The organism is Pseudoduganella sp. jia 9, assembly GCF_055502615.1.
Window position 1 is genome coordinate 108,414 of the sequence record NZ_JBUPWE010000022.1, and the last position, 21,330, is coordinate 129,743.

The window sequence follows — 21,330 nt, forward strand, 5'->3', positions numbered from 1 at the left end:
GCCCAGCATGATGACGATGACGACCATGACGCCGGTGATGGCCCCGGCGAGGATGCCCGCCGTGCTGCTGTTCGCGTTCCTGGCCGTCCTGTTGACCGGTTGCGGCGACCGCGACGAACAGGAAGTGCGCCAGTGGATGAAGGAAGTGGACGCGACGACCCAGGTCGCCGTCAAGCCGCTGTCCGAACCGAAGACATTCGTGCCGTTCGCCTACGCGTCGGCGGAGTCGCCGGATCCGTTCGACCCGAACAAGCTGGTGACGGACCGTGCCGCCGCGCGTCCCGGCACCGGCGTGGCGCCGGACACGAACCGGCGCAAGGAACTGCTCGAGGGCTTCCCCCTCGACACGATGCGCATGGTCGGCATGCTGAAGAAGGGCCGATCGGTGCTCGCGCTGCTGCAGATCGACCGTTCCGTCTACCAGGTGCAGGCCGGCCAGCGGCTGGGCCAGAACTACGGCGTCGTGACGTCGGTGTCGGAAACCGCCGTGAACGTGAAGGAAACGGTACAGGATGCGAGCGGCGAATGGGTCGAACGCATCGCCACGTTGGAACTGCAGGAAAGCAAGGAGAACCCCCAATGATCGCAATGGACACCGTGCGCCGCGTCGGCGCCGCGCTGGCAATCGCATTGACCTGCGCATGTGCCAGCGCCCCGGCCCACGCGCAGGCCGGCAATGCGATCGAATCCGTGACCGCCAGCCGGCAGGGCGCGAACGTGATCGTGAAGATCGCGCTCGACCATGCGCCCGCCGCGGCGCCGGTCGGCTTCGCCACCGCGAATCCGCCGCGCATCGCGCTCGATTTCGGCAAGACCGCCAACGCCACCGGCAAGACCGCGCAGGAGATCGAAATCGGCGACCTGCGCAGCGTGAACGCGGTGCAGGCGGGCGACCGCTCGCGGCTCGTGTTCAACCTGAAGCGTGCACTGAACTACGCGACGCTGGTGGACGGCAGGAACGTGATCCTGACGATCGAAGGTTCGGGCGGCGTGGCCACGGCGCTCGATGCGCGCGGCGTGCCCGCCGCCGCCCCGGTGGCCCCGAAGGCGGCCGGCAAGCCCGTGCTGCGGGCTGTCGATTTCCGCCGCGGTACCGGCGGCGAGGGCCGCATCGTCGTCGACCTGCCGAACAACGCCGTGGCGGTCGACGTGAAGCAGAACCCGAAGGGCGTCACCATCGACTTCCTGAAGACGGGCCTGCCGGAAGCGCTGCGCCGCCGGCTGGACGTGACCGATTTCGGCACGCCGGTCACCCGCGTTACCACGGCGCCGCAGGGCGACAACGTGCGCCTGCAGGTCGAGGCCAGCGGCCTGTGGGAACAGAATGTGTACCAGAGCGATACGCAGCTGGTGGTGGAAGTCAGGCCGATCAAGGAAGACCCGAACAAGCTGGTGCAGGGCACCCAGGGCTACCGCGGCGAGAAGGTATCGTTCAACTTCCAGAACATCGAAGTGCGCGCGGCGCTGCAGGCGGTGGCCGACATCTCGGGCCTGAACATCGTCTCGTCCGACAGCGTGACGGGCAGCCTGACGCTGCACCTGAAGGAAGTGCCGTGGGACCAGGCGCTGGACGTGATCCTGCAGGCCAAGGGCCTGGACATGCGCAAGAACGGCAACGTGATCTGGATCGCGCCGAAGGAAGAGCTGCTGACCAAGGAAAAGCTGGAACTGGAGCAGCGCGCCCAGATCGCCGACCTGGAACCGCTGAAATCGGAAATCTTCCAGCTCAATTACCAGAAGGCCGAGGCGTTCAAGATGGTGTTCGGGCTCGATGGCGCCAGCGATGCGAAGAACCGCATCCTGTCGCGCCGCGGCAGCGCGATCATCGAGCCGCGCACCAACCAGCTGTTCGTGACCGACATCCCGTCCCGGCTGGAGGAAGTGCGCAAGCTGATTTCCAAGACCGACATCGCCACCCGGCAGGTGCTGATCGAGGCGCGCATCGTCGAAGCCAACGATGGCTTCACGCGCAACCTGGGCGCCAAGCTGGGCTTCTCCGACTTCAAGGGCACGGCGGGCGGCAACCATGCATTGGTCTCCGGTAACATGATCGGCGCGGGCCGGCTGACCGGGCAGGTGGAGTCGTCCGAAACGTCCAGCGATTTCGTCAACAGCCAGTTCATCAACCTGCCGGCGGCGCCGATCAACGGCGTGGCGGCGGGCAGCCTGGCCGTGAGCCTGTTCAACTCGGCCGCGAACCGCTTCCTGAATCTGGAACTGTCGGCCCTGGAGGCCGACGGCACCGGCAAGATCATTTCCAGCCCGCGCGTGGTCACGGCCGACAAGTCGGTGGCCACGATCGAGCAGGGCCTGGAGCTGCCCTACCAGGTGGCGACCAGCAGCGGCGCCACGTCGATCGTGTTCCGCAAGGCCAACCTGCGCCTGGAAGTGATCCCGCAGATCACGCCGGACGGCAACGTGGTCATCGACGTGGACGTCAACAAGGACAGCGTGGGCGCCGAAACCCGCGCCGGCTTCGCGATCGACACGAAGCACGTGAAAACCCAGGTGATGGTGGAAAACGGCGGTACCGTCGTGCTGGGCGGCATCTACCAGCAGACCGAGCGCAACACCGTATCGAAAGTGCCGCTGCTGGGCGACGTGCCGGTGCTCGGCCACCTGTTCAAGAACACCAGCCGCACCAGCGAAAAAACCGAACTGCTGGTGTTCATCACGCCGAAGATCGTGGCCGAGAAGCTGTCGTCGCGCTAGGAAGCCCGCGGCAGGCCGCCACGGCGTGCCCCGAAAACCGGTGACAGGTTCCAATTTTGAGGAAATATTTCCAAAGAATCGGAGCCTGTTAGCGGCTTTGCATTCACTTTGCACGCGGGCATATCTTGCCACTCGGATTACAATGGTGTGATATGCACTAATCTGATCCGCGATGCAAAATGTATTTTTGGTAGGACTGATGGGGGCGGGCAAGACCACGATCGGCCGCCTGCTCGCCCGCAAACTGGGCATGCGCTTCGTCGATTCCGACCACGAGATCGAGGAGCGCACCGGCGCCACGATCCCCTGGATCTTCGAGATCGAGGGCGAGGCAAGCTTCCGCCGCCGCGAAGCCGAAGTGATCCGCGACCTGTCCGGCCAGGAAGGCATCGTGCTGGCCACCGGCGGCGGCGCCATCCTCGATCCCGAATCGCGCGCGCTGCTGCAGGAGCGCGGCACCGTGATCTACCTGCGTGCCAGCATCACCAACATCCTCGCCCGCACCGGCCACGACAAGAACCGGCCACTGCTGCAGACCGCCGACCCGCGCAGGAAACTCGAGGAACTGCTGGCCCAGCGCGAGCCGCTGTACCTGGCGATGGCGCGCCTCGTCGTCGATACGGGCCGGCCTAACGTACAATCGATGGTCCAGATCATCCTCAACCAGCTGGACGCCCTGGCTTGCCAGGACGCCCCGAACTGTATCACCCAGGCACAGGCTTCCATGAACGAACAGACCAATATCCTCCTGAACGTGGACCTCGGCGAGCGCAGCTACCCGATCTCGATCGGCCCGGCCGTGCTCGACGACGCCACCATGCTGGCGCGCCACGTGGGCGGCCGCAAGGTCGCGATCGTCACCAACACCACCGTCGCGCCGCTGTACCTGGAGCGCCTGGCCGCGCCGCTGGCCGCGGCCGGCAAGGACGTGATTTCCGTGGTGCTGGACGACGGCGAGGAATACAAGAACTGGGCCAGCCTGATGCAGATCTTCGATACGCTGCTGGCCAACAAGTGCGACCGCAAGACCACGCTGGTCGCGCTCGGCGGCGGCGTCATCGGCGACCTGACGGGCTACGCGGCCGCCTCGTACATGCGCGGCGTCGACTTCATCCAGGTACCCACCACGCTGCTGTCGCAGGTCGATTCCTCGGTCGGCGGCAAGACCGGCATCAACCACCCGCTCGGCAAGAACATGATCGGCGCGTTCTACCAGCCGAAGGTGGTGCTGGCCGATACCACCACGCTGGAAACCCTGCCGCAGCGCGAGCTGGCGGCCGGCCTGGCCGAAGTGATCAAGTACGGCCCGATCATCGACGAGGCGTTCTTCGACTGGATCGAGGCCAATATCGGCAAGCTGGTGGCGCGCGACCGCGCCGCGCTGGCCTACGCGATCGCCCGCTCGTGCGAAATCAAGGCCGACGTGGTGCGCCAGGACGAGCGCGAAGGCGGCCTGCGCGCGATCCTGAACTTCGGCCATACCTTCGGCCATGCGATCGAGGCCGGCATGGGCTACGGCGCCTGGCTGCACGGCGAAGCCGTCGGCTGCGGCATGGTGATGGCGGCCGACCTGTCGCACCGGCTGGGCTACATCGATGCCGGCACGGTGGAACGCATCCGCAACGTCGTCGCCGCGGCCGGCCTGCCGGTCAAGGCGCCGGACCTGGGCACCGGCCGCTGGCTGGAGCTGATGGAAGTCGACAAGAAGAACGAGGGCGGTGCCATCAAGTTCATCCTCATCAAGCCGCTGGGCACGGCCATCGTGACCAACGTGCCGGAAGAGGCGCTGCTGGCCACGCTGGCCGCCTGCGTGGAGTAAGGCATGGAAGAATCGCTCGCTCCCTACGCCGCACATTCGGACAAGGGGCGCGGGCGCCGCTATGCCGAAACCGCGCACGCCTCGCGCAGCCAGTTCCAGCGCGACCGCGACCGCATCATCCACTGCACCGCGTTCCGCCGGCTCGAATACAAGACGCAGGTGTTCCTGAACCACGAGGGCGACCTGTTCCGCACGCGCCTCACGCACAGCCTGGAAGTGGCGCAGGTGGGCCGTTCGCTGGCGCGCAACCTGCGGCTGAACGAAGACCTGGTGGAAGCGATCGCGCTGGCGCACGACCTGGGCCACACGCCGTTCGGCCACGTCGGGCAGGACGTGCTGAACGAATGCATGCACGACCACGGCGGCTTCGAGCACAACCTGCAAAGCCTGCGCGTGGTCGACCACCTCGAGGAACAGTACGGCGCCTTCGACGGCCTGAACCTGATGTTCGAAACGCGCGAAGGCATCCTGAAGCATTGTTCCGTCAACAACGCGCGCCAGCTCGGCGACGTGGCGCAGCGCTTCCTCGACAGGACCCAGCCTTCACTGGAAGCGCAGCTGACCAACCTGGCCGACGAGATCGCCTACAACAGCCATGACATCGACGACGGCCTGCGCTCCGGCCTGATCACGATCGCGCAACTGGAAGAGGTGGATTTCTTTGCCCGGCTGTGGCGCGAAGTGCAGGACAGGTATCCAGGCCTGACGGGCCGCCGCGCCATTTACGAAACGCTGCGCCGGCTCATCACGGCCCTGGCGGATGACCTGATCGCCACGTCGCAGGAGCGCATCGCCGACGCCGGCCCACAGAGTATCGACGATGTGCGCGCGGCGCCGCCGCTGATCCGTTTTTCCGATCCGACGCGCAAGGATGCGACCGAGCTGAAGCGCTTCCTGCGCGAGAACCTGTACCGCCACTACAAGGTGAACCGGATGCGGCTGAAGGCCAGCCGCATGGTGCGCGAACTGTACGACGCGTTCACGGCCGATCCGCAATTGCTGCCGCCGGATTATCGTGAACCGTCAGGGGACGTCACCAGGCAGGCGCGCCGCATCGCCGACTATATCGCCGGCATGACGGACCGCTATGCGATCCATGTGCACCGGAACCTGTATTCATTGGAGGAACTCTGATCCGCATCGGCCTCGAGCAGTGATCTGCTTGACCTTTTCCGCTCCGTGGACAACGCTGAGAAACACTCCAGGAGAAATCACGATGACTCAGGATCCCGTCATGGATGACAGCGCGAATGCCTCCCAAGGTTCTCAATCCGGTGCAGGGCGCAACGCTTCGGCGAACTGCGCATCGAACGGCAGCGAACGCCGCTTTGCCGCGGTCGAGCGCGACGTGGCCGTGATCGGCCCGAACTATGCCACGAAGGAGGATCTCGTCAAGCTCGAGTCGCGCGTCCAGGATCGCTTGTCGCGCATCGAAAGCGGTATGGCGGGCATCGAAAACCGGCTGGTTCGCTGGTATTTCGGCACCTCGGTGGCGCTCGTCGCGCTGGTTTTTTCGATCGGCAAGCTCATATAAGGTATCGGCCCGCGCACCCGCGGCACATCGTCAGAACATCCGCGCCTGGGCATTCGCTCCCAGCAGCTCCACCAGCAGTTTCTTGACCGGCGCCGGCAGCGCCGCGTCCGCCAACCTCCCGACGTCGAGCCACAGGTACCGGCCATCCGCCATCAGCGGCGCACGCTGGGCCAGCGTGACCAGCACGGGCACGATCTGCAGCCGGTAATGCGTAAACACGTGCGTGACCGTGTTCAGGCGTTCGCGCGATTCGGTCACGCCGAACGGCAGCAATGCCTGCGCCACGGCGTCGTCGTCGACCTGCGGCGGCGCGTCATCGTCGGCAGCGACGTGGCCGTCGACCTCGGGCAGCGACAGCAGGCCGCCCCAGATGCCGGCGCCGGGCCGCTGCTCCAGCAGCACCTGGCCGCCGTGCACGACGAGCAGCATGACCGTGTGCTTTTCCGGTGTCGCCTTTTTCGGCTTGCGCACCGGCAGCTCCTTCGTGCGGCCGGTGGCGAAGGCCACGCAGCGCGCCTGCATCGGGCAGCGCGCACAGTCCGGGCTGCTGCGGGTGCACAGCGTGGCGCCCATGTCCATCAGGCCTTGCGTGTACGATTCGATACCCTGCGCGGGCAGCAGGGCTTCGGCGCGGCGCCATAGCGCTTCTTCCGTCTTGCGCTCGCCGGGAAAGGTGTCGATGCCGAACACGCGCGCGAACACGCGCTTGACGTTGCCGTCCATGATCGCGGCGCGCGCGCCGCCGGAGAACGCGGCGATCGCCGCCGCCGTCGAGCGGCCGATGCCGGGCAGTTCGGCCAGCAGCGCCGGATCGGCCGGGAACACGCCGCCGTACTCCGCCACCACGCGCTGCGCGCATTTGTGCAGGTTGCGGGCACGCGTGTAGTACCCCAGGCCGCTCCATTGCGCCATCACGTCCTCGACGGGCGCGGCCGCCAGGTCCTGCACGGTGGGGAAGCGTTCCAGGAAACGGGCGTAGTAGCCGAGCACCGCGGCCACCTGCGTCTGCTGCAGCATGATCTCGGAAAGCCAGATGCGGTAGGCATCGCGGGTGTTTTGCCACGGCAGCGTATGCCGTCCGTGCTGCTGCTGCCACGCGATCAGCGCGGCGGAAAATGTGGGGTCGTCGTACTGCAAATTCGTCTTTCTCAACTGATCTTATGCGGCGGGTTCCGCGTCGATGGCGGCCGCGATCGCGCCGGCCAGCGCGGCCAGCCCTTCCTTCTGCCGGTCGAGCGCCTGCTGCGTGCGCTCGATGGCTTCGATTTTCTGTTCCAGCGTGCCGGCCGCGTCGTGGATACGCCCGATCGATGCCTGGCGGCCCTTCAGCTGCTCGCGGTGCTGCCGGATCTGCGCCTCCAGCGGCGCCATGATCACCTTCAGCCAGCTCTCGCATTCCGCGTTGGCCGCCTTGAAGCAGCGCTTGACCTGCGAGGCGATCGTGTCGAAGAAGCGTTCCATCAGCACGGCGCGGCTGGTGGTCAGCATGGCGGCGGTGCCGAACTGCTTCTGGTAGAGCGCTTCGATGTCCGATACCTGCGCGCGGTATTTGGCCAGGGCGAACGGCGGCGGCGGCGGCAGCGCTACGCCATGCTCGGCGGAGAACTGCCGGTACACGGCTTCCATCGCGGTGCGGATGTCAACGGCCTTGCGGTCCGATTCCTCCAGTTCCGCCTGCACGCTGTCAAAGAACACGCGCACCGCCTCGCGCAGGCCCGCCGACCAGTGGCTGCTCGCCATCGCCGCGCGCACCTGCAGCACGTGATCGCGCAGCACGTCCATGCCCAGCGTGCCATACAGCTCCGTCGACAGGCGCGTAAACGCGGTGCGCGCCGCCTGCAGGCGGAACAGGCTCGCATCGAACTCCTTCTTCTCGGCTTCGACCCGGCGCACCATGTGGGCGATCACGTTCTGGTTCTTGCCGCGCAGGCTGTTCAACTCGTGCAACTGTTCGGCGATGCCGCGCTGCTTCGCCGCCAGCATCGCGCCCTGCGCGCCGTTCAGCGCGCCCAGGTCTTCCGCCAGGCGCCGCCGCACGATGTCCTTCCTTGCCGGGATCAGCTCGTCGAACAGCGCCTGTTCCAGCCGGCCGACGCGGCTGCGTTCCAGCAGGGCGCCGTCACCCGTGATCTTCGCCACGAGTGCCTTGTGCGCGGAGACCGGGAACACCTGCCGCTCGTCGACGGCCAGCAACTGCGCCGCGTGGGCGCGCTGGCGCGCGATCTCGCCGTCCACTTCGGCTTCCGAACGCAGCGGGTCCCACATGCCGTCGATCTTGTTCAGCACCACCATGCGGCCGGCCCCGGCGCCGATGTGCTCGCGCCAGACTTCGATGTCGCTCTTCGTGACGCCGGTATCGGCGGCCAGGATGAACAGCACCGCATGGGCATGCGGAATCAGGTTCAGCGTCAGCTCCGGCTCGGTGCCGATCGCGTTCAGGCCCGGCGTATCGAGGATCACCAGGCCCTGCTTCAGCAGCGGATGGGGGAAGTTGATGATCGCGTGGCGCCAGCGCGAGATTTCCACCATGCCGTCGTCGTTCACCGTGGCGGCCAGGTCGGGGTCTTCCGGATCGTACAGGCCGTAGCGGCGCGCTTCGTCCACCGGCACCGCGCGGGTCTGGCTGACCTGGCGGAAGGCGTCGTGCATGTCGGCGGCCGAGTCCACGTCGAGCGGCAGGACGGTCCAGGCGCGCGGGTCGTCGCGGTAGTCGCTGGTGGACAGGTTGGCGGCGCGCGTCTCGATCGGCAGCAGCCGGATCGACGCGGGCTGCGCGGGATCGTACAGCAGTTCGGTGGGGCACATCGTGGTGCGGCCGGCCGCGGACGGCAGGATGCGCTGGCCGTAATCGGCAAAGAAGATCGCGTTGATCAGCTCCGATTTGCCGCGCGAGAACTCGGCCACGAACGCGACCGACAGCTTGTCTTCCGCCAGCCGCGCCAGCGTGCGGGCGATGCGCTGGGCGGTCGCGGCGTCGAGCAGGTCGGCGGCCTGCGCGCCGTCGCGGTAAGCGCGCAGGGCCGCCGACACGCCCTGGCGCCAGGCACTGTACTGTTCGAGATCGCGCATCATGGCTGGTTTCGCTTCACTTTTGACAATTCACGCAATAGAACGTGGAACGCTGCCCCTGCTTGATCTGCCGGATCGGCGCGCCGCACACGCGGCACGGCAGGCCGGTGCGGTCGTACACGAAATAGGACTGCTGGAAGTAGCCGGATTGCCCGTTGACCGCGATGAAATCGCGCAGCGTGCTGCCACCCTGCACGATCGCCTCGGCCAGCACGTCGCGGATCGCCTGCGCCAGCTTGTCGTAGCGCGCGCGGCCGATGCGGCCGGCCGGCGTCTTCGGATTGATCCCGGCGCGGAACAGGCTTTCGGAGCAGTAGATGTTGCCGACGCCGACCACGATGTCGCCGGCCAGCAGCGCGGACTTCACCGCCACGCTGCGCCCGCGCGTTTTCCGGTACAGCAGTTCGCCGGAAAAGCCGGGCCCCAGCGGTTCCACGCCCAGCCCGCGCAGCAGCATGTGCGAATCGAGCTCGCCTTCCTCCTTCGGGTGCCACAGCACGGCGCCGAAGCGGCGCGGGTCGGTCATGCGCAGCACCTGCCGCCCTTGCGGGCCGTCCACCACCAGGTCGAAATGATCGTGCTTCTGCGCCGGCACGCCCGGCGGCAGCACGCGCAGGTGCCCGCTCATGCCCAGGTGGATGATCAAAGTGCCGTGTTCGAATTCCACCAGCAGGTACTTGCCCCGGCGCCCCGTCGCGGCCACCGTGCGGTCGGCCAGGATCTCGGGCAGCAAGGCAGGGAAGGGCCAGCGCAGGCCGGCGCGGCGCAGCACCACCTCGCGCACGGCGCGGCCTTCGATGTGGGGCGCGACGCCGCGCCGGGTGACTTCGACTTCCGGTAGTTCTGGCATAGGGAGCGGGTGAGAATCTGGCGATAATTTTAAGTACCACGGCAAGTAGCGCGGATAGTGCCGCGGCATGCTTGCGCGTTACACCTGCAAAGCCGCGCAGGCGACGGGTTGGGCGTAGAATCAGGCTTTGACCCGACCTGGATGCAAGCCTTGAAATACGCACTTGCCATTGTAACCCTCTCGGCCCTGTTGTCCGCGTGCGCTGTTGCGCCACAAAAACAGGCCGGCGGCGGCGACGCCGCCGCCGCGGCCGCGGCGGAGCCCGCGGAGCCCACCGCGGATGCCCTCGCCGCAGCCCTGCGGCACGAGGAAAAACTGCCCGCCGTCGAACTGACCAGCGACCTGTTCTACAAGCTGACGAAGGCCGAACTGGATTTCAAGCGGGGCCAGTGGCAAAGCGCCTACGTGTCGATGATGGTGCTGGCGCAGCAGACCCGCGACCCGCGGCTGGCGCGCCGCTCGGCCGAGATGGCGCTGGCGGCCAAGCAGGGCAACGAGGCCCTCGCGGCGATCCGCCTGTGGCGTGAACTGGCGCCGGACTCCGATGAAGCGGTGCAGTATTTCCTGGGCTTTTCCGTGCTGGGCGACGACCTGTCCGAGTCCGAGCAGGTGTTCGCGCAGCGGCTGGGCGCCGCGCCGGCCGAGGCGCGCGGCCTGGTGATGTTCCAGATGCAGCAGTACCTGCTGCGGGCGAAGGACAAGGCCGCGGCGTTCGCGCTGATGGAGCGGGTGCTCGCTCCCTACGGCGCCACGATGGAAAGCCACCTGGTGCTGGCCCAGGCCGCGTACGCGGCCGAGGATCGCGATCGCGCCATGGCGGAGGCGAAGCGCGCGCTGGAACTGAAGCCCGACTCCGAACTGTCGGTGCTGACGCTGGCGCAGGTGATGGGCAATGCCGATGCGGCCGGCCAGCTGTTTGCCGGCTTCCTGAAGAATAATCCGGGCGCGCGCGAGGTGCGCTCCGCGTACGCGCGCCTGCTGGTGGAGCAGAAGCGCTACGATGCGGCGCGCGCCCAGTTCGGGCAGATGCTGAAGGACGAGCCGGACAACCCCGGCACGCTGTACGCGCTGGGCATCATGTCGATCCAGGCCAACGACCAGAAAGCCGCCGAGGACTACCTGCGCCGCTTCGTGGCCGTGCTGGGCGACAGCGACGATCCCGAGCGCGACCCGTCGAAGGGCCTGATGCTGCTGGCGCAGATAGCCGAGGAGCAGGGCGACTTCGACGGCGCGCTGGGCTGGCTGGACAAGGTGAGCAGCGAGGATCCGCGGCTGTACATGACGTCGCGCCTGAAGCGCGCGCACCTGACGGCGAAGAAGGGCGAACTGGAACGCGCCCGCACCATGCTGCATGAAATCGCCGCCATCGATCCGGCCGAGCAGGCCGAGGTGCTGCAGACCGAAGGCCAGTTGCTGCGCGACGCCGGCCGCGGCGCCGAAGCCTATACGCTGCTGGCCGATGCGGTGCAGCGCTTCCCGGACAGCCCGGATCTGCTGTACGACTTCGCGCTGGCCGCCGAAAAGCAGGACAAGCCGGAGGAAATGGAAGCGGCGCTGCGCAAGGTGATTGCAGCGGTGCCGGACAACCATCACGCCTACAATGCGCTCGGTTACTCGCTGGCCGAGCGCAACGTGCGGCTCGACGAAGCCCATGCGCTGGTCGACAAGGCGCTGAGCATGGCGCCGAACGATCCGTACATCATGGATTCGATGGGTTGGGTACAGTTCCGCCAGGGCCGGCTGGACGAGGCGGAAGCCACGCTGCGCCGTGCCTATGCGCTGCGCAGCGACGCCGAGATCGCCGTGCACCTGGGCGAAGTGCTGTGGCAGCGGGGCAAGCGCGACGAGGCGCAGAAGCTGTGGCGCGAAGCGCGCGCCAAGGACCCGAAGAACGACGTGCTGCGCGATACGCTGGCGCGGCTGAACACCAGCCTGTAAGCAACGACAATCACCAACGACAAGGACCGCATGGCCAAGGCCCGTTTTTCTCCCCATTTCTCTCCCCATTTTACCCACCACTTCGCCCGCCGTTTCGCCGCCATGGCCTGCGCCGCCGCGCTGCTGGCCGGCTGCGCCACCGCACCGCAAGCCCCGCTTTCCACCGCCGCCGTGGCGCCGTATGCCGACACGGTGGAACTCGACGGCCGCCTGTCCGTCAACTACCTGCGCGACGGCAAGCAGGAATCGATTTCCGGCAAGTTCGCCTGGCGCCAGCGCGCCGCGCGCACCGACGTGACGCTGGCATCGCCGCTCGGCCAGACGATCGCGACGATCGCCGTCACGCCCGGGGAGGCCATCCTGAAAGAGGGTAATAACCCGCCGCGCAGCGCCGCCGACGTCGACACGCTGACGGCGCAGGTGCTCGGCTGGCCGCTGCCGGTGGCCGGCCTGCGCGACTGGCTGCAAGGCTACGCGGTGGCGGCGGACGGCAAGCGCTTTGCCGCCAGCCCGGCGCAGCCGAAAGTGACCACGCGCGATGGCTGGGAACTCGAATTCGTGTCGTGGCAGGACGGCGTGACGCCGCCGAAGCCGCGCCGCATCGATGCCCGCCGCGGCGCCGGCGGCGACATCGAGAGCGTCGACATCCGCATCGTGATCGACGCAGCGGCCGCGCCATGACCAGCCCGAACGACGTTCGCCTGGCGAACTGCCCGGCACCGGCCAAGCTGAACCTGTTCCTGCACGTCACCGGCCGCCGGCCGGACGGCTACCACCTGCTGCAAACCGTTTTCCAGCTGATCGACCGCTGCGACACGCTCGACTTCACGCTGCGCGCCGATGAACAAATCCACCGCGCGACCGACATTCCCGGCGTGCCGGAAGAGCAGGACCTGGTGATCCGCGCGGCCCGGCTGCTGCAGGGGGAAGTGCTGCGCCGCACGGGCGCGCTGCCGCCGGGCGTGGACATCGCGCTGCACAAGGTCCTGCCGATGGGCGGCGGCCTGGGTGGCGGCTCGTCCGATGCCGCCACCACGCTGCTGGCGCTGAACCGCCTGTGGAACGCCGGGCTGTCGAAACAGGAGCTGATGGACCTCGGCCTGCCGCTGGGCGCCGACATCCCGTTCTTCCTCTTCGGCGAAACCGCGTTCGCGGAAGGGGTGGGCGAGGCGCTGCAAGCCGTCGCGGCACCGGATTGTTGGTACGTCGTCATCGAGCCGGGCGTGCAGGTGCCGACAGCGCACATTTTTACCTCGGAGGATTTGACAAGAAACACAGCCGGCGTCATAATCTCGGACTTTTCCAGGCACTATGCGGTTCAGAGCAGTGATCTGCGGCAGTTTGGGAAAAACGATTTGCAACAAGTGGCCACCCGCTTGTTCCCGCCGGTAGCACAGGCGGTGGAATGGCTGGGGGCTTACGGCGATGCCAGGATGACTGGCTCCGGTGCATGCGTGTTCTGCGCGTTTCACAGCGAAGAACAGGCCGATGCGGTGCTTGCGGAATTTTCGCGACAGGCACCAGCCACCTGGAAGGGGTGGAAAGCAAAGGCGCTCGGCAAGCACCCGCTGGCACTTTAAACGGTGTTAAAAGTTGCGAAGCGTAAAAAGATTTGGCGTTACGTCGTTTTGCTAGTATAATGCTCGCCATCTGACGGAACGCAGTCAGTCAAGCGTAGGGGAATCGCCAAGCTGGTTAAGGCACCGGATTTTGATTCCGGCATACCAAGGTTCGAATCCTTGTTCCCCTGCCACCAATTCATTGGGTCTGTCGAAGCGAGAGGCTCCAGATCCAAGAAAAACAAAAAATGCCCCTGCTCAGCCGGGGCTTTTTTATTCAGACGCCGATTTTCTTGTTTCATATCGGTGGTATTTCAAGTCAAAGCTTACCTTCCTGGGACTCCCATGGCTTATGAAAACCTGATGGTTTTTACCGGCAACGCTAATCCTGCGTTGGCAGAAGGGGTCGCGAAAAATCTCGGCATCCCCCTCGGCAAAGCGGTCGTTTCGAAATTCTCGGACGGCGAAGTAATGGTCGAAATTAACGAAAACGTCCGCGGTAAAGACGTGTTCGTGCTGCAGTCGACCTGCGCGCCCACCAACGACAGCCTGATGGAACTGATCCTGATGGTCGATGCCCTGAAACGCGCATCCGCTGGCCGCATCACGGCCGCCATCCCGTACTTCGGCTATGCACGCCAGGATCGCCGCCCGCGTTCCGCCCGCGTCGCGATCTCGGCCAAAGTCGTTGCCAACATGCTGGAAGAAGCCGGTGTCGAGCGCGTCCTGATCATGGACCTGCACGCCGACCAGATCCAGGGTTTCTTCGATATTCCCGTCGATAACATCTACGCTTCGCCGATCCTGCTGGGCGACCTGCAGAAGAAGGATCACCAGGACCTGCTGGTGGTATCGCCCGACGTCGGCGGCGTGGTGCGCGCCCGCGCGCTGGCCAAGCGCCTCGGCTGCGACCTGGCGATCATCGACAAGCGCCGCCCGAAAGCCAACGTTTCCGAAGTGATGAACATCATCGGCGACGTGGAAGGCCGCAACTGCGTGATCATGGACGACATGGTCGACACCGCCGGCACGCTGGTGAAAGCCGCCGAAGTGCTGAAGGAACGCGGCGCCAAGAAAGTCATCGCGTATTGCACGCACCCGGTGCTGTCCGGCCCGGCAATCGACCGCATTACCAATTCGTCGCTGGACGAACTGGTGGTGACGGACACGATTCCGCTGTCCGACGCCGGCAAGGCTTGCGGCAAGATCCGCCAACTGACCTGCGCCCCGCTGCTGGCAGAAACGTTCAAGCGCATTATCAAGGGCGATTCCGTGATCTCCCTGTTCGTCGACTGATTTTTTCGGCGGGCGATTCGATTCCAGGCGGCGTCGCTGATTTCCAGCGGCGCCGCCAAAGTTTTATCCGGCAGCGGTGATTTATCGCTGCCGGTTTTCGGAGTTTCCTGGTCGCGGGAAGCTTCATAACAACGGGATGATTCATCCCGGCTCTTCTTGGAGTATCAAATGAAAGTTGTTGCATTCAAACGCGAACTGCAGGGCACGGGTGCGAGCCGCCGCCTGCGTATTTCCGGCCAGACCCCTGGCATCATCTACGGCGGCGCCGAAGCCCCGGTGACGATCGCCCTGGACCACAACGCGCTGTACCACGCGCTGAAAAAAGAAGCGTTCCACGGTTCCGTGCTGGACCTGGAAATCGACGGCAAAGTACAGAAAGTGCTGCTGCGCGACTTCCAGATGCACGCATACAAGCAACTGGTGCTGCACGCTGATTTCCAGCGCGTCGACGCAAACCAGCCGGTGCACGTCAAAGTGACCCTGCACTTTGAAAACGCTGAAATCTCCCCGGCAGTGAAACTGCACGGCGCGACCATCAGCCACGTGACCAACGAGATCGAAGTTTCCTGCCTGCCGGGCAACCTGCCTGAGTTCATCACCGTCGACCTGACGAACATGGACGTCGGCACCTCGCTGCACGCATCGAACCTGACGCTCCCGGAAGGCGTGACGCTGATCACCCACGGTTCCGACCTGACGATCGCTACCGCATCGGTACCGGCCGGCCAAGTTTCCGCCGACGCTGCTGCGACCGAAGAGAAGAAGTAATCTTCTTCGGCTTGCGATGTAAAAAACCCGCTTCGGCGGGTTTTTTTTCATCTGAATAAAAATCATGGCGCAGGGTGCAGACCGCTTGGCGAACGGCGGCTGCGGTGTTGCGCGCATGCATCCCTGGCCAGGAAAGAAGCTCGCAATTCTTTCCTATTGGCAATTGTCAATATTGATGAGCCAAAAGAATGGAACTCTCGTCCTCAGTGAAATCACTGAGGGAGGCATGTATGAGGTTCCAGCAGACCGAATTTGGAGTCGAGGCACGGCGCGGCCTGACAATCCTGGCGATCGTCGCGGCCGTACCGTCGCACGCACAAACCGTCACGTCGTACAGTGAGCAGAACAAGCTGATTCGCGCGCCGAACGCCGTCACCAGGCTCGGTGACGACCTGTTCGGCGACAAGGTCAATCTTTATACGGGGACGCTCGAGTTCTCCCAGACTGACGTCAGCCTCCCCGGAAACAGCACGATTCCGGTGTCCGTCGGACGTCGCTTGGTGGCAGGGCAGGAAGCGAAGACGGGCACCTTGTTTGGCGGTTGGGATCTCGAAATTCCGCATCTGCACGGCATATTTTCATCGGCAAAGGCTGGACCAATCCCCACGGGACCGGCGCTCGCTGCTCGAGTTTCGGCGTTCCACCAACGATTTCCACGCCCGCAAGCGGCAGCACTGCTTCCTGGATCGGCACCGAATACTGGCACGGCAGTTTCCTCTACATCCCCGGCCAGGGCGACCAGGAAATGCTGGTGCGCACGGCGTCCTACACCGCGGCACCGACCGGCAATCCCGCTGCCGCATATCCGCTCGTGACACGCAATAACTGGCAGATCCGCTGCCTGCCCTCGCTGGCCGCCAGCAATGGCGCCACAGGAGAGGGTTTCGTTGCCGTCTCCCCCGACGGCACGCAGTACCAGTTCGACTGGCTGGCGACGCGCTCGCTGCCCGCGATGCAGAAATCGTCACTGGCGCCGAGTATGGGCATGGCACCCGGCCCGCAAGGCGATGCCAGTGCCGGAATCGATACCAACCTGCCACAAGAAATAGTCGCAAGCCCGCAACTGAACCGCGTGGAAGTCTGGATCCTGCCAACGGTCATCACGGATCGTTTCGGCAACAAGGTCAGCTATACCTATGACACGGCGAACAAATGGCAGCTCAAGTCCATTGTGGGAACCGATGCAGCGGGCAGCCCAAGGACGCTGACATTGACGTACGTCAGTCCTGGCTCGACCAATCCTGCCGTGAAAAGCGTGTCCGACGGTACGCGAACCTGGACCTACAGCTACAGCGGCTCCGGCCTCGCAGCCCGGCTCAATACCGTTACGTTACCGGACGGCTCGGCATGGCAGCTTGCCGGAGCAAGCCCGCTCGCCGTCGGGCTTGCGTACCAGGGAGACGGCAACTGTGACGGCCCCGGGATCGTTTATGACACCGCCGCAAGCGGATCCATGCGGCACCCTTCCGGGGCAACCGGCACATTTACATTGACCCCGACCCGCCACGGCCGTGCCGGCGTACAAAACAATTGCCGATTCGATGTGATGGCGCAAACGTACACGGCCACGTACCCACGCTTGTTCGACACCTATGCGCTGACGAGCAAGCAACTGGGCGGACCCGGTCTCGATACGCTGACATGGACCACGCAGTATCCGGAGGCGAAGTCGAGCTGGGCACCATGCAGCGCCTGCCTAGCCGAGAAAACCGTCCGCGTCACCAACCCCGGCGGAGACATTACCGAGCACACGTTCGGCACCCTGTCCCGCGAAACCGAAGGCCAGCTGCAAAAAAAGGAAGTGGCCAGCGGTTCCGGCGACGTTCTCCGCTCGATCACGATGCACTATCGCGCCGCAGTCGCCCCTTTCGGGGTGAGCCTGCAGCCGCGCGGCGATGGCTACCTGTCGGCCCAGGTCATGGAGGTGGACCGGCGGGTCACCTCGCAGCAAGGCGAGGAGTTCACCTGGGAGGCGAGCACCTTCGATGCATTCGCTCATCCGACCGAAGTGACCAGATCGAGCAGCCTGGGTTTCTCGCGCAAGGAAAAGACCACCTACGACAACAACCTGTCGAAGTGGGTGATCGGGCAGGTCGGGGAGGTGACGGTGGAGGGCAAGCCGATGACCAGGCATACCTACGATCCCGCCACGGCCGCGCTCTCCAGCGTCAGCAGCTTCGGCAGCCTGCAACGGTCGATGACCTATCATGCCGACGGCACATTGCAAACGCTGTCGGATGGCGCCCGGCAGACAACCACGTTCAGCAACTACAAGCGCGGCATCGCCCAGAACATCGGCTATGCGGACGGCAGGAGCGAGAGTGCCGTGGTGAACAACCTGGGCCGGATAACGTCGCTGACCAACGAGGCCGGATCGACGACGGCCTTTGGCTACGATGCGATGGGGCGTATCGCATCGATTACCTATCCTGCGGGCGATACGGTAGCCTGGGCCGCCACGGGCATCTCGTTCACCCGCGCCACCAGCAGCCAGAACGGCTTGCCGGCCGGCCATTGGCAGCAGCTGGTCTCGACCGGCAACGGACATGCCAGGACCTACTTCGACGCACTATGGCGCCCTGTGTTCGTCGAGCGCTGGGACAGCGGCGACAAGGCAAATACCTTCCGCATCACGCGCCAGCGCCACGACCACGCGGGCCGCACCACGTTCGAATCGTATCCGCAGCGCAGCCATGAAACGCTGGGCGGCGGGATATCGACTTCCTACGATGGCCTGGGCCGCATTACCGGCACGACAGCCGACAGCGAGCTTGGCAGCCTGTACACCAGCAATTCCTACGATGCCGGTTTCAGGACCACGAAGATCGATGCCCGCGGCAACCAGACTACCCATGAATACCAGGCCTTCGACGATCCCGACGACGGCGCCCTGGCCAGGCTTGCCATGCCGGAGAACGTGACGGTCGCCATCGCGCGCGATCTGTTCGGCAAGGCGAAGACCATCGTTCGCAGCGGCGCCAATTCGAGCGTCACGCGCAGCTATGTGTACGACGCCAATGAGCGCCTGTGCAAGACCATCGAGCCGGAAGCCGGCGCAACGGTGCAGGCCTACGATGCCGCGAACAACATCGAGTGGCGCGTGACCGGCGCGGCCCTGGCTTCGGCGGGCAGTTGTGACACGGCCACGGCGAAAGCCATGACCGCATCGCGCACCACCTTCGGCTATGACAAGCGCAACCGCATGACGGCATCGACGTTCGGCGACGGCAGCCCGCCGGTCACGCGGACCTGGACGGCCGACGGCCTGCCGGAAACGATCACGTCGAACGGCGCGAAATGGACCTATACCTACAACAAGCGCCGCCTGCTCGAACGGGAGAGCCTGGCCTATGGCGCGCGCGTGTACGACATCGACCGCGGATACGACGCCAACGGCTCGGCCGCGAAACTGGCGTATCCCGCCAACAGCCTCACCATCGATACGCGCCCAATGCGCTCGGCGAACCGACCAGGGTGGGGAGCTACGCTACCAACGTCACGTATCACCCGAGCGGGGCGATCGCCGGTTTCGTCTACGGTAACAATATCGTCCGCAGGCTCACGCAAAACACGCGCGGCCTGCCGCTCGCGGCAAGCGATGGCGCGGTGTTGAAGGACACCTATTCATATGACGGGAACGGCAATGTCAGCGGCATTGCCGATGGGGCGGGAGCAAATACCAGCCGCACCATGCAGTATGACGGCCTGGACCGGCTGAAAAGCGTGACCGCGTCCAGCCTGTGGGGAACCGCCACCTACCGCTATGACGCGCAGGACAACCTGACCGCCGTATCGGTGTCGGCCGGCGCCAATGCGCGCAATACGCTGCTGGCCATCGATGCCGGCACCAACCGGCTCAAAGCCGTCAGCGGTGGGCCGGCGAAATTCACTTTCGCCTATGGCTACGATGCCCGCGGCAACATCACCGCGCGTGGCGCGCAGGTCTACACGTTCGACCTCGCCAACCGCATGACGGCTGCGAAGAATCTCGCCACGTACCAGTACGACGGCCTGGGACGACGCGTCAGCATTGTCGGCACGGACGGCCATAACCGCGTGCAGGTCTACAGCCAGGCCGGTCAATTGCTGTATTCGACGGTTGGCACGCAATCGGCCACCCGCTACGTCTATCTGCACAACCACGCGATCGCGGAGGTGAAATGATGCGCGCGCCCCAATCCCGCCGCGCCGACGCCGGCGCGGGCCACTCGACGTGGCTCGAATTCGTGCTTGGCCTGCTGATGGCACTCATGCTGTGCGTGGCGGTAGGGGGCGGCGCCACTGCCCAGGCGCAAACGCTGCCTGCGCCGAACGTGCAGGCGCCGCCGGGCGAAGGCGACGATCCCTACGACGATGCGGCGGTGACCAGTTACTCGGTCCCATCCAGCATGGAGGCCGGAAAGTGGTATGACGTGTCGGTCACGATGAAAAACACCGGCAACACGAGCTGGCGCCAGGCCGCCGTCCAGCCCTACCGGCTCGGCTACCTTGCTGCCGGCAACCAGTTCGGTGTCGGCCGGATCGACCTGGGCGGCCGCACGATCGCGCCGGGGGCCAGTTTCACCTTCGCCTTCAGCGTCAAGGCTCCCGCCACCCCCGGCAATTACGATTTCGTCTACCAGATGCTGGTGGAGCACGTACGCTGGTTTGGCCAGACGTTTCGACGAACCGTTGCCGTCGTGGTACCGGCCCCCATCCACAATGCGCAGATCACGGCGCTTTCCGTGCCCACCTCGATGGTGGCCGGGAAGAGCTACGGCACATCGGTCACGCTGAAGAATACCGGGAACATCACCTGGGTCAAGGCCGATGGCTACCGGCTGGGCACGTCGAGTCCCATCGACAACACCATCTGGGGTATGGGGCGGATCGAAATGGGCGCTGCCACGGTGGCTCCCGGCGCCAGCACCACCGTCAGCTTCAACGTCACCGCGCCGGCCACCACCGGTACCCATGCATACGACTGGGGCATGCTGTGGGAGCGTCACCTGCGCTTCGGGGCGACGACGAAGACGATGGTCACGGTCACCGCCCCGGCAGCGACACCGAAACCGAAACCGACGATTTCGGTGTCGCTGCCGGCAATGACCGCTGGCCAGGCGGTGACCCTGGCATGGTCGACGTCCAACGCGACATCGCTGTCGCGCGTGTGCACGGCGTCCGGCACCGGTTATGCGGTGAACGAAACGGTGGCGGTTAATGGCTCACGCACGGTGACGCCGCAGGCCGCCTGGGTCAATTACCCGTCGAACTGCACCTGGAAGGCGACAGGCGCCAGCGGCACGACGACCTACACCCACACGATGACGACGGCGGCGGCACCGACGCCGCCAACGACGCCAACGACACCGCTTCCCACCATCAGCGTTACCCGGCCGGCGCTCGTCGTCGGCCAGGCCGTGACCATGAAATGGTCCACGACCAATGCCACGTCGCTGTCACGCGTGTGCACGGCATCGGGGACCGGTTACCAGGTCAACGAAACGATGGCGCTCAGCGGCTCGCGCTCGATAACGCCGCTGGCGGCCTGGGTAGGCTATCCGTCGAACTGCACCTGGACGGCAAGCGGTGCCGGCGGGAAGACGGCCCATGCCGATCCCATGACGACCGCCGCGAATGTCAACGTCACGTATATCCACACCGATGCGCTGGGCAGTCCGGTGGCCCGGACGGACGGCACGGGCAATCTCATCAGCCGGACTGCCTACGAACCCTACGGCTATACCGCTGCGGGCGTGGTGCCGACGCTGGGGTTCACGGGGCATGTGAACGACTGGGACAGCGG

The 21,330-nt window shown here is 65.4% G+C and carries 17 protein-coding genes and 1 tRNA gene; 15 read left to right on the plus strand and 3 right to left on the minus strand.

The annotated features are described in order from the left end of the window. The first annotated feature begins 7 nt into the window (after positions 1-7). The 5 genes from ACY34H_RS25995 to ACY34H_RS26015 all read left to right on the plus strand — a co-directional run bounded on the left by ACY34H_RS25995 (position 8) and on the right by ACY34H_RS26015 (position 6,065). A complete protein-coding gene (locus ACY34H_RS25995; RefSeq protein WP_464980331.1) occupies positions 8-583 on the plus strand; it encodes a pilus assembly protein PilP in 576 nt (191 codons plus the stop codon). Next, positions 580-2,712 carry a type IV pilus secretin PilQ gene (gene pilQ, locus ACY34H_RS26000; protein WP_464980332.1) on the plus strand — a complete coding sequence of 711 codons (2,133 nt, stop codon included), beginning with the start codon at positions 580-582 and terminating at the stop codon, positions 2,710-2,712. Before ACY34H_RS25995 ends, pilQ begins: the two co-directional genes overlap by 4 nt. A 199-nt stretch (positions 2,713-2,911) precedes the next feature. Beyond that, positions 2,912-4,531, plus strand: coding sequence for a bifunctional shikimate kinase/3-dehydroquinate synthase AroKB (gene aroKB, locus ACY34H_RS26005; protein WP_464980347.1), 1,620 nt, complete (start codon positions 2,912-2,914; stop codon positions 4,529-4,531). A 3-nt stretch (positions 4,532-4,534) separates the two neighbouring features. After that, the gene (locus tag ACY34H_RS26010) at positions 4,535-5,665 is read left to right on the plus strand and encodes a deoxyguanosinetriphosphate triphosphohydrolase (RefSeq protein ID WP_464980333.1); all 1,131 of its coding nucleotides are present in this window, start codon (positions 4,535-4,537) and stop codon (positions 5,663-5,665) included. A gap of 82 nt (positions 5,666-5,747) precedes the next feature. Next, complete coding sequence (locus ACY34H_RS26015; protein WP_464980334.1) at positions 5,748-6,065, plus strand: hypothetical protein; 318 nt, start codon at positions 5,748-5,750, stop codon at positions 6,063-6,065. 30 nt (positions 6,066-6,095) lie between these two features. On the opposite strand, the gene mutY is transcribed toward ACY34H_RS26015, so the two are convergent. The 3 genes from mutY to mutM are packed head-to-tail and all read right to left on the minus strand — an operon-like array spanning position 6,096 to position 9,984. Beyond that, positions 6,096-7,217 (minus strand): A/G-specific adenine glycosylase, encoded by a 1,122-nt coding sequence (gene mutY, locus ACY34H_RS26020; protein ID WP_464980335.1) that lies wholly within the window; start codon positions 7,215-7,217, stop codon positions 6,096-6,098. Positions 7,218-7,223: 6 nt separating this feature from the next. After that, positions 7,224-9,137 (minus strand): dynamin family protein, encoded by a 1,914-nt coding sequence (locus ACY34H_RS26025; RefSeq protein ID WP_464980336.1) that lies wholly within the window; start codon positions 9,135-9,137, stop codon positions 7,224-7,226. A 13-nt stretch (positions 9,138-9,150) separates the two neighbouring features. After that, positions 9,151-9,984 carry a bifunctional DNA-formamidopyrimidine glycosylase/DNA-(apurinic or apyrimidinic site) lyase gene (gene mutM, locus ACY34H_RS26030; RefSeq protein WP_464980337.1) on the minus strand — a complete coding sequence of 278 codons (834 nt, stop codon included), beginning with the start codon at positions 9,982-9,984 and terminating at the stop codon, positions 9,151-9,153. Between the two features lie 141 nt (positions 9,985-10,125). Between mutM and ACY34H_RS26035 the strand changes: the two genes are divergently transcribed. The 10 genes from ACY34H_RS26035 to ACY34H_RS26080 all read left to right on the plus strand — a co-directional run. After that, positions 10,126-11,922: a tetratricopeptide repeat protein gene (locus ACY34H_RS26035; protein ID WP_464980338.1), complete on the plus strand. Its 1,797-nt coding sequence runs from the start codon at positions 10,126-10,128 to the stop codon at positions 11,920-11,922. Positions 11,923-11,952: 30 nt separating this feature from the next. Further along, complete coding sequence (locus ACY34H_RS26040; protein WP_464980339.1) at positions 11,953-12,603, plus strand: outer membrane lipoprotein LolB; 651 nt, start codon at positions 11,953-11,955, stop codon at positions 12,601-12,603. Next, on the plus strand, positions 12,600-13,502 hold the full coding sequence (ispE, locus tag ACY34H_RS26045; RefSeq protein WP_464980340.1) for a 4-(cytidine 5'-diphospho)-2-C-methyl-D-erythritol kinase: 903 nt from the start codon (positions 12,600-12,602) through the stop codon (positions 13,500-13,502). The genes ACY34H_RS26040 and ispE overlap by 4 nt, the downstream gene beginning before the upstream one ends. A gap of 96 nt (positions 13,503-13,598) precedes the next feature. Then, positions 13,599-13,675, plus strand: a tRNA-Gln gene (locus tag ACY34H_RS26050). 151 nt (positions 13,676-13,826) lie between these two features. After that, the gene (locus ACY34H_RS26055; protein WP_137315776.1) at positions 13,827-14,777 is read left to right on the plus strand and encodes a ribose-phosphate pyrophosphokinase; all 951 of its coding nucleotides are present in this window, start codon (positions 13,827-13,829) and stop codon (positions 14,775-14,777) included. A 168-nt stretch (positions 14,778-14,945) separates the two neighbouring features. Beyond that, on the plus strand, positions 14,946-15,545 hold the full coding sequence (locus ACY34H_RS26060; RefSeq protein WP_464980341.1) for a 50S ribosomal protein L25/general stress protein Ctc: 600 nt from the start codon (positions 14,946-14,948) through the stop codon (positions 15,543-15,545). 230 nt (positions 15,546-15,775) lie between these two features. Further along, the gene (locus ACY34H_RS26065) at positions 15,776-16,360 is read left to right on the plus strand and encodes a hypothetical protein (RefSeq protein WP_464980342.1); all 585 of its coding nucleotides are present in this window, start codon (positions 15,776-15,778) and stop codon (positions 16,358-16,360) included. Beyond that, positions 16,297-19,158 (plus strand): hypothetical protein, encoded by a 2,862-nt coding sequence (locus ACY34H_RS26070; RefSeq protein WP_464980343.1) that lies wholly within the window; start codon positions 16,297-16,299, stop codon positions 19,156-19,158. Before ACY34H_RS26065 ends, ACY34H_RS26070 begins: the two co-directional genes overlap by 64 nt. Then, positions 19,155-19,709: a hypothetical protein gene (locus ACY34H_RS26075; protein WP_464976649.1), complete on the plus strand. Its 555-nt coding sequence runs from the start codon at positions 19,155-19,157 to the stop codon at positions 19,707-19,709. Before ACY34H_RS26070 ends, ACY34H_RS26075 begins: the two co-directional genes overlap by 4 nt. Continuing rightward, positions 19,706-21,330, plus strand: a 1,625-nt coding sequence (locus ACY34H_RS26080; RefSeq protein WP_464976965.1) for a COG1361 family protein, incomplete at its 3' end; no start/stop codon positions are given. The genes ACY34H_RS26075 and ACY34H_RS26080, both read left to right, overlap by 4 nt.

Coding starts and splice junctions, on each gene's coding strand:
- pilQ (WP_464980332.1), top strand. CDS start 580: ATGATCGCAATGGACACCGTGCGCCGCGTCGGCGCCGCGCTGGCAATC.
- ACY34H_RS25995 (WP_464980331.1), top strand. CDS start 8: ATGATGACGATGACGACCATGACGCCGGTGATGGCCCCGGCGAGGATG.
- ACY34H_RS26065 (WP_464980342.1), top strand. CDS start 15,776: ATGAGGTTCCAGCAGACCGAATTTGGAGTCGAGGCACGGCGCGGCCTG.
- aroKB (WP_464980347.1), top strand. CDS start 2,912: ATGGGGGCGGGCAAGACCACGATCGGCCGCCTGCTCGCCCGCAAACTG.
- ACY34H_RS26055 (WP_137315776.1), top strand. CDS start 13,827: ATGGCTTATGAAAACCTGATGGTTTTTACCGGCAACGCTAATCCTGCG.
- ACY34H_RS26060 (WP_464980341.1), top strand. CDS start 14,946: ATGAAAGTTGTTGCATTCAAACGCGAACTGCAGGGCACGGGTGCGAGC.
- ACY34H_RS26025 (WP_464980336.1), bottom strand. CDS start 9,137: ATGATGCGCGATCTCGAACAGTACAGTGCCTGGCGCCAGGGCGTGTCG.
- ACY34H_RS26010 (WP_464980333.1), top strand. CDS start 4,535: ATGGAAGAATCGCTCGCTCCCTACGCCGCACATTCGGACAAGGGGCGC.
- mutM (WP_464980337.1), bottom strand. CDS start 9,984: ATGCCAGAACTACCGGAAGTCGAAGTCACCCGGCGCGGCGTCGCGCCC.
- ACY34H_RS26040 (WP_464980339.1), top strand. CDS start 11,953: ATGGCCAAGGCCCGTTTTTCTCCCCATTTCTCTCCCCATTTTACCCAC.
- ACY34H_RS26035 (WP_464980338.1), top strand. CDS start 10,126: ATGCAAGCCTTGAAATACGCACTTGCCATTGTAACCCTCTCGGCCCTG.
- ACY34H_RS26015 (WP_464980334.1), top strand. CDS start 5,748: ATGACTCAGGATCCCGTCATGGATGACAGCGCGAATGCCTCCCAAGGT.
- ispE (WP_464980340.1), top strand. CDS start 12,600: ATGACCAGCCCGAACGACGTTCGCCTGGCGAACTGCCCGGCACCGGCC.